General features: G+C 33.5%; 11 protein-coding genes. 3 read left to right on the top strand and 8 right to left on the bottom strand.

Translation table 11 applies throughout. The features are described 5' to 3' along the window. The first annotated feature begins 32 nt into the window (after positions 1 to 32). A complete protein-coding gene (locus tag GIY83_RS01115) occupies positions 33 to 1,757 on the top strand; it encodes an ATP-binding protein (protein WP_194618505.1) in 1,725 nt (574 codons plus the stop codon). Between the two features lie 89 nt (positions 1,758 to 1,846). Here GIY83_RS01115 and GIY83_RS01110 read toward each other — a convergent pair whose 3' ends face one another. The 5 genes from GIY83_RS01110 to GIY83_RS01090 all read right to left on the bottom strand — a co-directional run bounded on the left by GIY83_RS01110 (position 1,847) and on the right by GIY83_RS01090 (position 8,789). Continuing rightward, positions 1,847 to 3,298 (bottom strand): TolC family protein, encoded by a 1,452-nt coding sequence (locus GIY83_RS01110; RefSeq protein WP_194618502.1) that lies wholly within the window; start codon positions 3,296 to 3,298, stop codon positions 1,847 to 1,849. After that, positions 3,291 to 6,458 carry an efflux RND transporter permease subunit gene (locus tag GIY83_RS01105; RefSeq protein WP_194618500.1) on the bottom strand — a complete coding sequence of 1,056 codons (3,168 nt, stop codon included), beginning with the start codon at positions 6,456 to 6,458 and terminating at the stop codon, positions 3,291 to 3,293. Before GIY83_RS01105 ends, GIY83_RS01110 begins: the two co-directional genes overlap by 8 nt. A gap of 25 nt (positions 6,459 to 6,483) precedes the next feature. Further along, on the bottom strand, positions 6,484 to 7,566 hold the full coding sequence (locus GIY83_RS01100) for an efflux RND transporter periplasmic adaptor subunit (RefSeq protein ID WP_194618498.1): 1,083 nt from the start codon (positions 7,564 to 7,566) through the stop codon (positions 6,484 to 6,486). 176 nt (positions 7,567 to 7,742) lie between these two features. Further along, complete coding sequence (locus tag GIY83_RS01095; protein WP_228520553.1) at positions 7,743 to 8,126, bottom strand: hypothetical protein; 384 nt, start codon at positions 8,124 to 8,126, stop codon at positions 7,743 to 7,745. Positions 8,127 to 8,384: 258 nt separating this feature from the next. Further along, entirely contained in the window at positions 8,385 to 8,789 is a 405-nt protein-coding gene (locus tag GIY83_RS01090; protein ID WP_194618496.1) for a GNAT family N-acetyltransferase, read from the bottom strand. A gap of 177 nt (positions 8,790 to 8,966) precedes the next feature. Between GIY83_RS01090 and GIY83_RS01085 the strand changes: the two genes are divergently transcribed. Together GIY83_RS01085 and GIY83_RS01080 are read left to right on the top strand one after the other, a co-directional pair. Beyond that, positions 8,967 to 9,134 carry a hypothetical protein gene (locus GIY83_RS01085; protein WP_194618494.1) on the top strand — a complete coding sequence of 56 codons (168 nt, stop codon included), beginning with the start codon at positions 8,967 to 8,969 and terminating at the stop codon, positions 9,132 to 9,134. A gap of 156 nt (positions 9,135 to 9,290) precedes the next feature. Beyond that, positions 9,291 to 9,530 carry a hypothetical protein gene (locus GIY83_RS01080; RefSeq protein ID WP_194618492.1) on the top strand — a complete coding sequence of 80 codons (240 nt, stop codon included), beginning with the start codon at positions 9,291 to 9,293 and terminating at the stop codon, positions 9,528 to 9,530. A gap of 171 nt (positions 9,531 to 9,701) precedes the next feature. Here the strand turns inward: GIY83_RS01080 and GIY83_RS01075 are convergent, their stop codons facing one another. The 3 genes from GIY83_RS01075 to GIY83_RS01065 all read right to left on the bottom strand — a co-directional run bounded on the left by GIY83_RS01075 (position 9,702) and on the right by GIY83_RS01065 (position 13,597). After that, positions 9,702 to 10,952 carry an alpha/beta hydrolase-fold protein gene (locus GIY83_RS01075; RefSeq protein WP_229029180.1) on the bottom strand — a complete coding sequence of 417 codons (1,251 nt, stop codon included), beginning with the start codon at positions 10,950 to 10,952 and terminating at the stop codon, positions 9,702 to 9,704. Between the two features lie 90 nt (positions 10,953 to 11,042). After that, the gene (locus GIY83_RS01070) at positions 11,043 to 12,914 is read right to left on the bottom strand and encodes a M1 family metallopeptidase (protein WP_208684136.1); all 1,872 of its coding nucleotides are present in this window, start codon (positions 12,912 to 12,914) and stop codon (positions 11,043 to 11,045) included. A gap of 362 nt (positions 12,915 to 13,276) precedes the next feature. After that, on the bottom strand, positions 13,277 to 13,597 hold the full coding sequence (locus GIY83_RS01065) for a hypothetical protein (RefSeq protein WP_194618488.1): 321 nt from the start codon (positions 13,595 to 13,597) through the stop codon (positions 13,277 to 13,279). Between the last annotated feature and the right edge of the window lie 70 nt (positions 13,598 to 13,667).

Genomic DNA, 13,667 nt, shown 5'->3' with positions numbered 1-13,667 from the left:
TTAATTACTATTTTCGGGGAAAGTAAATTTGTATGTTACGGTCCCCGTTTTTTTATTTTATTATACTTCTTTTTCTTTTTTCCTGCGAAGAAAAAAAGACCGTTAATACTAACACAGAATTGATTCGAAAAGAGGCACTTAACTTAAGAAATAAAGGCCTTGAAAATTATGATAAACAAAACTTTAATACCGCTTTTGATGAGTTTTATAAATCAAAACAACTTTATGAAACTTTAAAATACGGTGTAAAAAAAGACAGTGCTAATATTGGCTACATACTTATTATGATGGCAACAATTCAGCAAGTCAACGGTGATTATTACGGTAGTAAAGAAACCGTTACCGAAGCATTAGCTTATGTGAAAAAAAATAGCGTTTATACTGCTTCTATATATAATAGATTAGGCGTTGCCGATAAAGAACTTTCTCTTTATGATGACGCTATTTTTTACTACAAAGAAGCTGCAAAAGATTTCACAGACCCTGTTGAGAGGCAAATCCCTTTAAGCAATATAGCCGCAGTTTATATCCAGCAAAAAAAATACGATAACGCGATCGCTCTTTTAGAATCACTTTTAAACAAAAAATTATTAAACAAAAAAGATTGGGCAATATACGAAGCCATACTTATAGATAATCTGGGTTATGCTTATTTTAAAAAAGGAATGGATGAAAAAGGATTCGGTTTAATGAATGAAGCGCTCCAGACAAGAAATGAATTTGAGGATACATACAGAAGCATTGAAAGTTATCTGCATCTCGCCGATTATTATACTCAAAAAGACATTAAAAGATCGAATAAAAATGCTCTCACTGCTTACAATATTGCCACAAAGCTAAATAGTGTTGACGAAAGATTAGAAGCATTACAAATTTTAATTTCAAATGATCATAGTGCCCAAAACAACCAATATGTACAGAAATATTTTACTTTAAACGACAGCATTATTAAGGTTAGAAATAACTTCAAAAATAAGTTTGCTAAAATTAAGTACGATGCAAAAAAAGAAAAAGATGAAAACGCAAAACTTCGTTTAGAAAAAGCAGAAAACTTATTATCGCTTCAAAAAGCAACCTATCTACGAATTGTTTTTATAATCGTTTTTATTTTTCTGGTCATTTTAATAGCAATCTTAATACGCTATTATAAAAATAAAAACAGGGCGATAGAATTTAAGACTTCCTATAACACCGAAACCCGAATTGCCAAAAAAATTCATGACGAATTGGCCAACGATGTATTTCATGTGATTGCTTTTGCCGAATCTCAGCCTTTATCTACAGAAAGTACAAAAGAGAATCTACTACAAAAATTAGATGACATTTACGGACGCGTGAGAGGAATTTCAAGAGAAAACAATAAAATTGATACCGGTACAGATTTTATCAAAAGCTTAAAAGATATGCTTTCGACTTATAATACCAGCGAAAGAAATATCATGGTTACTAATTTAGAAAGTATACACTGGGAAAGTATCGATGAAATAAAAAAGATTACCATTAGCAGAGTTTTACAGGAACTAATGGTGAATATGAAAAAACACAGCGAGGCAAATCTGGTGGTTATAAAATTTGAAAGTGATACAAAATCAATTGTAATAAATTATAATGATAATGGTAAAGGCTGCGAAAAAACCCTGATGATAAAAAATGGACTCCAAAACATGGAAACCCGTATTCAGGCTGTTAAAGGAACTATCGATTTTGATACCGAACCTGGCAAAGGCTTTAGAGCAAAAATAGTAATGCCCAAATAGTCAAATTAAATTTAGGCATGATAATTACAAAAAAGCCTTTCAAAATTTTACTCTTGAAAGGCCTTTTCTCTACAAATTAACAGGCAATATTATTTCCATCCGCCACCTAAGTCTCTATAAACATGGACAGCAGCATTTAGTTGTTCTTTTTTGGTATCAACCAATTCTAATTTTGCTTCTAATGCATCACGCTGTGTCATTAAAACTTCGAAATAATCTACTCTCGCTGATTTAAACAAATCATTAGAAACATCAATAGAAGTATTTAAAGCGTCTACTTGTTTCGATTTAAGATCGTAACCTTTTTGTAAATTCTCAATTTTAGAAAGCTGGTTTGAAACTTCTAAATAAGCATTCAAAACCGTACGATCGTAGTTATACAACGCCTGAAGTTGTCTTGCATTGGCACTTGCAAACTCTGCTTTTATCGCATTTCTGTTGATCAGTGGCGCAGCAAGATCTCCTGCTAAAGAATACAAAATTGATTCAGGAAACGTAAACAAATAAGATGGTTTAAAAGCCTGAACCCCTACTGCAGCAGAAATATCCAACGATGGATAAAACTCAGCTCTAGCTACTTTTACATCTAATTTTGAAGCTACTAGTTCTAATTCAGCTTGTTTTACATCAGGGCGATTCGCTAATAATTGAGACGGAATTCCTGAACTTACAGCAGCTGGTAATAAACTCAAGAAATTAGTACTGTTTGTTCTCTTGATTTCCTGCGGATATCTACCCAGTAAAAAGTTGATTTTATTCTCTGCTTCTTTGATTTGCTGCAAAATATCAAACTCCATACTTTGAGAAGTCAGCACCTCTGCTTCAAATTTCTTAACCCCAAGTTCTGTTGCTCTTGCAGCCTGCTTTTGAATTTTTACAATTTCTAGAGCATTAGTCTGCAATTTGATCGTTTGTTTTACAATATCCAACTGATTGTCTAAAGCCAGTAACTCATAATAAGAATCGGCAACTTCAGCAATAAGATTGGTAATCACAAAGTTTTTACCTTCAACTGTAGCCAAATATCGGTTTAATGCCGCTTTTTTAGAATTGCGCAGTTTTTTCCAGATATCCACTTCCCAATTGGCGTAAGCCGAAATGGTAAAATCTCCCAACGGATCAGGAGTTTCTACTCCCGGTTTAATTTCGGTAGTAGCATCACCCGCACCCTGGCTGGTATATCTACCCACTTTTTCTACTCCAGCTCCGGCACGAACACCAACTGTTGGCAATAAAAGTCCTTTTTTTACACGAATATCATTCTTAGCAATTTCGATTTCCTGTAAAGTGATATTTAATTCCTGATTGTTTTTCAGGGCAACATCGATCAAATCAACCAGATTTTGATCTTTAAAGTAATCTTTCCAGACTAAAGCTGAGGTATTATTGTTTGTGTCCTGAGTTTGTGTTGTTATACCAAACGATTCAGGAACTGGTGTACTGGTTGTAGGTGCTGCCTCAGGCGCAGGGGCTTTACACCCTGCAATCGTAAGACATATACCTAACGCAATACCATATTGATATGATTTAAATTTATACATGATTATCATCAATTTCTTCTGTTAATGGATTTTCTTCTTCATTTTTTACCAGTTTATACTTTTCTGCAATTTTGGCAAAAATGAAATACAAGCCCGGAATTACAAATACCCCACAAATAGTACCTATAAGCATACCTCCGGCAGCCGCAGTACCAATAGTTCTGTTTCCAATTTTACCCGGACCAGTAGCAAAAGCAAGTGGCAATAATCCCGCAATAAAAGCAAAAGAAGTCATCAAAATAGGACGGAACCTTGCTTTTGCTCCCTCCATTGCGGCTTCAAGTACTGATCTTCCTGCTGCATGTCGCTGTATGGCAAACTCTACAATCAGTACGGCATTTTTACCTAGTAAACCAATAAGCATTACCATCGCTACCTGAGCGTAGATGTTGTTTTCTAATCCTGTTAACTTCAACAATAAGAAAGCTCCAAAAATACCTGCCGGTAAAGAAAGAATTACTGATAATGGTAAAATAAAACTCTCATATTGAGCGGCTAATACTAAATACACGAATCCTAAACAGATCATGAATACCCAAATTGCCTGATTACCCTGAGCCACCTCATCTGCAGAAATACCTGCCCAGTCAATATCATATCCTCTAGGTAATTTTTTAGCCGCAACTTCCTGAATTACTTTAATTGCTGTACCAGAACTATACCCTGATGCAGCAGAACCACTAATTTGTGTAGAAGTGTACATGTTATGTCTTGTAATTTCAGAAAGTCCGTATACTTTTTCTAATCTCATGAAAGCAGAAAAAGGGACCATTTCATCACGATTGTTTTTAACATAAAGCTTTAAAATATCATCCGGCTGAGCGCGATATTCCGGAGAAGCCTGAACAATTACTTTATAGTTAATTCCGTATTTAATAAAACTAATTTCGTAGTTACTACCCACAAGAGTTGACAAAGTATTCATGGCGTTTTCGATAGAAACTCCTTTTTGCTGTGCCATATCATTGTCTACTTTCATCATGTACTGAGGGAAACTAGAGCTATAGAAACTAAATACGTTAGATAATTCCGGATGAGTATTTAACTCCTTAACAAAATCGTTATTTACCTGCTCCATTTTTTTGTAATCATTAGAACCTGTTTTGTCTAACAAACGAAGCTCAAATCCTCCGGCAGCACCATATCCTGGTACAGCAGGCGGTTGAAAGAATTCAATATTAGCTCCCGCAATATCTTTAGATTTTTCTTCTAATTCGGCCATAATCTCAAGAACAGAATGCTTCCTGTCACTCCAGTCTTTAAGGTTAACCAAACAAGTTCCTGAGTTGGATCCCGTACCTTCAGACAGAATTTCATAACCTGCTAATGAAGAAACGGATTTTACTCCATCAATTTTTTCAGCGATTTTCTGTAATCTTTCTGCAATATTATTGGTTCTTTCTAATGATGAACCTGGTGGTGTCTGAATTACAGCATAAAACATACCCTGATCTTCATTCGGGATAAACCCGGAAGGAACGGTACTACTAATCAACCATGTTCCGGCGCAAAACACAAGAAGTGCAATAATAGTCACAGCTCTTCTGTTTACAATTTTACCTAATAGATTTTGGTATTTGCCTTGCGCTAAATTGAATTTATTATTAAAACCATCTATAAATACATTTACAGGGGTTTTCTTTTTAACCTCACCGTGATTGTTTTTTAACATCATCGCACAAAGCGCCGGTGTCAAAGTCAAAGCCACAATACCAGAAAGGATAATAGCCGTTGCCATAGTTACAGAGAACTGTCTGTAAAAGACCCCAACAGGACCAGACATAAATGCAACCGGAATAAATACCGCTGCCATTAAGAATGTAATCGCAATAATTGCTCCTGCAATCTCGTGCATTGCTTTTTTAGTTGCTTTAAGTGGCGAGAGATGCTCTTCCTCCATCTTGGCGTGAACCGCTTCGATTACTACAATCGCATCATCGACGACGACCCCAATTGCTAAAACTAAAGCAAATAAGGTGATTAAGTTTAATGAGATATCAAAGAAAGTCATGAAAACAAACGTACCTATCAAGGATACCGGTACCGCAATTGCCGGAATAACCGTCGAACGCCAATCTCCTAAGAAAAGGAATACCACGATACCTACCAGAATAAAAGCTTCAACAAGTGTATGAATTACTTTTTCGATAGAAGCATCAAGGAATTTAGAAACGTCATACGAAATTTCATAATCCATTCCTTTAGGGAATCTTTGCTTAATTTTTTCCAATTTAGCTTTTACCTCCTCAATAACCTGATTGGCATTACTACCAAAAGACTGTTTTAATACAATCGCTGCCGATGGTCTACCGTTTAAGTTCGAATAAATATCATACATCGAGCTTCCAAATTCTACTTTGGCAACATCTTTCAAACGTAAAAGTTCCCCGTTAGCGTTTGATTTTACCACAATATTCTCATATTGCTCTTTGGTTGTAAAACGTCCTGAATATTTTAATACATATTCAAATGCCTGAGAACGCTTACCAGAACTTTCTCCCGTTTTACCAGGCGAAGCTTCTAAACTCTGACTTGATAAAGCCTCCATGATCTCATCTGCAGAAATTTTATAAGCCAACATACGATCTGGTTTTAACCAGATACGCATAGCATATTCACGTGTTCCTAAGATATCTCCAGAACCAATACCATTTACCCTTTTCAATTCTGAAAGTACGTTGATATCAGCATAATTGTACAAGAACTTCATGTCGGTATTTTTGTCTGTACTGTAAAGATTCACATACATCAACATACTCGGCACTTCTCGTGTAATTTTAATACCTTCCCTAATTACCAAAGGAGGTAATTTATTGGTTACTGAAGCCACACGGTTCTGAACGTTAATCGCAGCCTGATTAGGATCTGTTCCTAAGTTAAACACTACTTTTATAGTAGCCTCACCATCATTTCCCGCATCAGAAGCCATATATTTCATTCCGGGAACCCCATTTAAGGCTCTTTCCAGAGGAATTACAACAGCTTTGATCATCAATTCGCCATTAGATCCTGGATAATCTGCTGTAACATTTACCATTGGTGGTGAGATGGTAGGGAACTGTGTAATAGGTAAACTTAATACCGACAATACCCCTAAAAAGACAATTATAAGCGATATTACTATCGACAATACAGGTCTTTGAATAAATTTATTAAACATTTTTATATTTTTTTAATGATTAAACCTATTCTGCTTTTACGCGCAAATGATTGATAACCGTTTGAGGAGCTTGGTATTCGAATTTAATTTTGTCGTTTTCTTTTACTTTCTGAACTCCTTCAAGTAAAATCTTATCATTTTCAGTAAGTCCGGTTTTAATCACATACAAATCAGGAATTTCGCCTGTAATTGTAATTTCTCTTGAATTTACTTTATTGTTTTTATCAACAACAAAAACATATTTTTTATCCTGAATTTCGTAAGTCGCTTTCTGCGGAATTACGATTGCATTTTTAAGAGGAACTAACATCTGAACTTGTCCGGTTTCGCCATTTCTAAGTAATTTTGCTGAGTTAGGGAATCTTGCTCTAAAAGCAATATTTCCGGTTTCATTATTAAATTCACTTTCGATAACTTCTACGTTTCCTTTTTCTTTAAAAATATCTCCATTCGCTAAAACAAGGCTCACTTTATTATCAGCACGATCTTTTACGTCTGTTTGGTATTGTAGATATTCAGGTTCTGATACGTTGAAGTAGGCAAACATCTGACTGTTGTCTGAAAGACTTGTCAATAATTCGCCTTCATCGATAAGACTTCCTAATTTTAAAGGGATACGGTCGATAGTTCCGTCAAACGGAGCTCTGATTTCAGTGAAAGATAAATGAAGTTTTGCCAAAGCAACTTCAGCTTTTGCTGATTGCAATTTTGCCTGAGCGACACTTAATTCGTTTTTAGAAACGATATTTTTATCTGCCAGTAATTTTGAATTTTGCAATTCAATTTCTACTGATTTTTGTTCAGCCTGTGCTTTAAGCAATTCCGCCTGATACATGTTTGGCATAATTTTAAACAACAGCTGTCCTTTTTTCACAAACTGTCCCTCATCAACATAAATATTTTGTAAAAACCCTTTTTCCTGGGCGCGAAGTTCGATGTTTCGAACAGATTTAATTTGCGAAACATATTCCTTTGTAAACGAAGTATCAATTCTAACCGGATTGGTCACGGTGAATTTTTCTGCTTCTTCTTTTTCTTCTTTTTTAGTTGTACAACTAGTAAGGCACACAAGGGCAAATAAGCCTGTGAACAAGATAATTCTTTTCATGATTTTAATGGAAATTAAGCGATTGAATGCTTGGAATACAGTGATTCCTTTAGATGAAAAAATGCATCAGGCAGCCTTAGTTATAACTTAACTTTCATACAAGAAGAAGTAGAAAAAAATATACATCAACAAGATATGCAGGATTACAACTTAGGTAACCGATGTATACTGTTGAATCAAATTCTTAAAACCTGTTGGGTAATGTAAATAGGATTTGACTGGCCACAGAATGGCGCGAAGATTTTAAAACGATTGTAATCATTTACAATAGTCTGACTTGAAAAGGAAAGGTACCAATTGTCAAGTAAACTATAGTTTGTTGCAAAAAGCTTGTTTGTAAGTCCATCTTTAAGATCATCACTTCCAACATATTCTTCTTCAAGATCTACATCGGCATCTTCAATGATTGAACTGCCCTGATCCTGATTGGTGAATTTCACTCGGTGCTTTTTCTCAAGAGTATGATGGTGAAAGTTTTTAGGAGTACCCGCATTAAGATATTGCCCTCCGCCAAGCAGAAGCAAATTCATGAATACTAAAAATACTATTAACTTTCTCATTTGGGTGCGAAAGTAAGCAAAGTATCTAAACAAAAAAAGATTTTTTTATAAGCTTTAACATTTAACAAAAACGAAAACGTTTTCATTGATTTTTTATTTACGAAATATATTAAATCACTATTTTTTTATGTCCAATTATCTTAAAAATCCTTAATAAAAATAAGTCCCACACGAAAGAAAAGGATTACTTATTTAAAACCATCAAAAACATAATTATTTGATATTGTTTATTTTAAATCAACAATTTCACTTATATTTTTATATTAAAATTTCCATTATTGTAAATTCCTGATTTGCTTTAACAAAAGTTTTACGAGTATCATTCATTCCAAATTTCTCATAAAAAGTTTTTTTACTGGTTCTGGCATTACACCACATTTTGTTCAAATTCTTTTCTTTTGCAAGCTTCAAAATATAGTTTAGAAGCTGAGAAGCAATTCCTTTTCCCTGAAATTCTTCTAAAGTAGCTAATTTTCTAAATTGCATTTCATCATCAACAATAAAGCATGAAACGATCGAAACCAGTTTTTCCTGCTCGAAAACACCAAAATGTAAACCAAAATTGTCTTCTTCCAGCTTAACAAAATCAAAAGGCTGATCCGGCCACATTACTTCATGCCTGATTTGCCAGGTTTGCGAAGCTTTAATTGCTTTAATTTCCATACATTATCATTTTTTCAAGTATACAAATTTACAGGTTTTACAAATCGATTCTTTTAATTAACAACACGCAAACTCTATTCATTATCAAAAAACATACATCAAACAAATAAGATAAATCATTTTTTTCTAATTAATAATATTTATTCTTATGCTATCTAAAAATAAATATATCCAGTTATGAAAAAATTCATTTTAGCAGCATTATTATGTATTAGTGCGAATGGTTTTGCTCAATTGATACAATTTGGACCTCAATTTTCTTATAATATACTTCTCCGCTTACAGATGATTTCAGCTCAAAAAGCTCCAGAACTGGATATGGCGTTGCAGGGTTTGCGCGGGTAAATTTATTGCTTTTTTAGGGACAGGAAGAATTTGGTTATGCTTAATCGGAATTTAGTCTTTCGCAAACCGGAATTGGAGAAACTGAATATAAATTATCAGGAACTGATGCAACTCTCCTTGTTAGTTTTAAAGTTGTGCCTTTAGGAAAATTAGGAAATGTTCGAATTTTTACCGGATATAACTGGAAAAGTTACTCTGATATCAAAGCAAATAATAGCCTTAATTATATTGCCTTCGAAAAAAAATAACAGCAGCATTCTTGGCGGAGTTGGTGTCGATTTATGGAAACTGAATTTAGATTACAGGTATCTGGCAGGAGTTACAGATCTTGATCCTTCGGGCAGAAATGTAAAAACTGTGGTCTTTAATATCTCATTGGGTTTTAAATCTTTATAAAAACGTCTTGCTATATATAAAAAAAAGGTATTCAAAATCACTTAAGTTTACATTTTCTAAAGTTTCGACTTACAAAAAACATAATGGCCCAAAATATGTTCAGGCTTCATACTTTTAAGCAATTGTTATAAATTTTTCTCTCCGCACATTGTATAAGTTGTATTAAATAAATTATTTAAGTTTTTCTAATTTAGCTTTTGTTTCAGGAAATTTTTTGTCCAGGGTCAGTACTTGTTCATAACTGGCAATGGCATTTTTCTTATCGCCCTTAGCCTCATAAAAATCTCCCAGTGAGTCATATACATTTGGACTTTGAGGATAATTGGCAACATTTAGTTTAAACAAATAACCTGCTAAATCCATATCTTTTTTACCAAGAGACTGGTATCCATAAGCATTTACCATATTTTCCGGGGCGCTTACTTTATATCCCAAATGCTTTGAAACGTTATCATAATGCTTTTCTATTTTTGCAAAAACAGCTTTATCAAAATTGATTTGATCTGGTATAGAAAGTTTTAACTGATTAAATTGAAATATAAAACGAATTGCATCATAAGTAGCAATTAGCGGCACAGAACCGTGACTATCATCTTGATAATATTTGTATCCATACTTTAGATTACTGCTTTGATTCTTATCAAAAAAATCATTTAAGTCTAAAATTGATCTGATATGTCTGGTAAAAACAGTAGTATCCTTTCTCACCTTTACAAGATTCATACTATCATCCATAGTATTTGCAGCTCCCATAAACAATGAAACATTAGACAGTTTCTTTCCTGCTAATTTCTTTGTTGTTTCTGCTAAAAATTTCTGATTCCCCCACCACATACTTGGATCGATGGCAACATATGAATTGAATAAATGAGTATGATTGGTCAGAATATTTATGGTTGTTAATCCTCCAAAAGAATGACCTATCAGGGTTTTATAAGGTGCTGTTGGATATTTACTATCAATATATGGCATTAGTTCTTTTTCGAGAAACTCTACAAATTTTTCTCCTCCTCCGGATTGTTCGCTTAATTCTTTCGGCACAAATGGTAAATCAACTTCTGAATAAGTAGGAGTCAGATCTCTATTACGATTGGTGTTTGTAATACCAACAACAATCATTTCAGGACAATTGGTGTTTCCGTTTACTTCGCTTAGTTCTTCTATTAAACCTACAACTGAACTAAAATGTCCCTCTGCGTCTAATAAATACACTACCGGATATTTTTGTTTTGCAAAACCTGTATTTTGAGCACTTTTAGGAAGATGTATCCAGATTTTTCTTTTCTCATTCAAGATTTTAGACGAAATACTATCTATAGTTCCAATCACAATTTTGGTTTTACTTTGTGCAAATCCAAAACCGGTAAGCATTATAAAAAAACAAAAAAGAATTATTTTTTCTCTGAAAATTTCTTTGATCATACCCCTTGAAGTTTTACTATTTATTAATAAAAGAAAAAATTGAAATTAAAAAAGACGTCTTTCTCTATAGAAAAAAGACGTCTTCACTTTTTATTTAGAAGACCAGCTATTATTGTTCGGCGTTGCATCCATAAAAATTCCGCCATCAAGTACTACTTGTTTGATTTCTTTTTTATTTTTTAAAGCTATTGTTGTACGTTTTTGATTCGTTTGCCAAACGGCCGGAGTTTGGTGCAGCGTTTCTATTGTATTGTCTTTGTACGTAACAACTACATCAAACGGAACAGCGAAACCTCCATCATTCTCTACCGAGACTATATTTTTGGCAACATTTTTAACAGATAAATCAATATAGTTATTAGTGAAAAACCAGTTATTAAAAAACCAATTCAGGTTTTGTCCAGAAGCTGTATTTATAGAATTAAAATAATCCCACGGAATTGGGTGCTTACCATTCCAATTATCCATATAGGCATGCAATGATTTTTTGAACAATTCATCACCCAGCATATCTTTTAAAGCCAGGTATGAGAGGGAGGCTTTTCCGTATGAATTATTACCATAACCTGAATCTGACAACTGTGTAGACATGGTAATAATTGGCTGATCTTCTTCTGTTGAGGAATCATTGATGTATTGTTGCACCCTAAACTCTTTGTAAAATTTATCAGCTGCTTCTTTTCCGTGTTCGGCAATTCCAATTAAATATTCAAAAGTTGTCGCCCAGCCTTCGTCCATAAAAGCATAACGCGTTTCGTTGATTCCCATATAAAAAGGAAAATAAGTATGTGCTACTTCATGATCCTGAACCAATTGTGCAAAAATAGGATCGTCCATTTGCGAATCATTACACATCATAGGGTATTCCATATCGGCAAAACCCTGAAAAGCTGTCATTTTAGAAAACGGGTATGGAATTCCCGGCCAATTATTAGAAAACCAATCTAATGCATATTGATTGTTCTTAATCGAATTTACAAAATCAGTTCCTTTTACATCATAAGCCGCCTGTATACTTGCACGTCGATTTGTTTTTTTATCGACTACAACACTGCTGGCATCCCATAAATAATGATCACTTAATCCAAAACAAACATCTGAGATATTCTTCGCTTCGAATTTCCAAACGTTCCAATCGTTCTGTTTCGTTACAAGACCACTTTTCATTTCCTGCTCATTAGCAATGTGCAAAACTTCATCAGTTGTGTATGATTTTTTTAAACGTGAAGAAAATTCAGGTTGTAAAACCTCATCCGGATTTAATAAATCTCCTGTTCCGTAAACCACATAATTTTTTGGGGCTTTTACTGAATAAGTATAATCATTAAAATCATTATAAAACTCCTGACCTGAAGTATGTGGTAGTTGGTCCCAGCCATTGTAATCATCAAAAACAGATACACGTGGATAACTGTAGGCTACAAAAAAAGTGCTTTCATCTATTTGACCTTCTCTTCCGCTGACTTTTGATAGTGGATAATTCCAGTCAATATTAATTTTAGCTTTAGAATGAGGAGCAATACCTTTTTTCATTTTTACAACTCCCACTGTGCCCCATTCCCTGCCATCTTCTTTATAAACTTCCCCTCCAATTTTCAAAGTTGTAATTGTTAAGCCATCAGTAAAAAAACCTTCACTATTTGATACCGCTCTTGGTGAGTTTTTTTTATGAATATTATTTACAAATCTGATTCGTAAATTTTTCAAAGTATCATTACTATTGTTTTCATAAAGGATAGTTTCTGTTCCGCTAACGATTTTGCTAACAGCATCTACACTTAAGTCAATGGTATATTTACCATGATTTTGCCAATAGTTCTTTCCGGGTTTTCCATCCATAGAACGAATACCACTCGCATAAGACTCTTTAATGTTTCTTGGCATGTAAAGTTTTTGTGCAAAACTATTTTGCACTAAAAATAAAAAAGCTATTAATAGCAATTGGGGTGATTTTTTTTTCATAATTCGTTTTAAGATTGATGATTAATACTGATTATGATATTAGTGGCTGGTTTTGTTTTAAAGTTACAATTCACTATAAAATTATACTAATTCAAATAAAAAACATCTAACTCTTAAAAAGAAAAAGATGTTTTCAAATAGTAACACAAGATTATTAAACCCACTTCTATTTAATTCTACTATAATAAGCTTTCTTATTATCTATATCAATCATTTCTCTTCCTGAAGAAGTTACATTACCGGTATGAATTATACGAAGACCATTTAAAGATTCATCTACGATATAAGTCCATAATTCATTCTCTGGATGTACCATTTCTGTTACCGAATTATTAGTATCAAACCCATCATAGAATTCAATTTTATCTGTTTGTAGTAATCTTCTTTCCTTTGTTTTTTATATTTTTCACATAATAAGTAATTTCCTGATTGGTAACTACCATCAAAGTATCATTGCGTTTGGTCTTTTCTAAATCTTTACGAATCCAAATTGGTTCATTACCATTTAGATTCCATGTTCCGATTATTTTATTGATGAGGTTTTCTCTAACAATGGGTTTAAGTAAATCGATTTTATTTTTAGACTTTTTTCCAATTTCTGATTCGGGACTAATTTTATAGGCAAATAAAAGAGGCTCAATAGCTTTGTTATATTGTTTTTTTTGAAAGTAAGATAACCCCAAATTATATTTATTTTGCTGAAGCTATATTTTTTGATCATTTTGAGACCAAGAGTTTAGGGCAAATAAGAGA

Origin of the sequence: Flavobacterium sp. SLB02 (genome assembly GCF_009664855.1) — a bacterium.
GTDB lineage: Bacteria > Bacteroidota > Bacteroidia > Flavobacteriales > Flavobacteriaceae > Flavobacterium.
The sequence above is the reverse complement of the archived record's forward strand: the minus strand, read 5'-3'. Positions and strand labels throughout refer to the sequence as shown.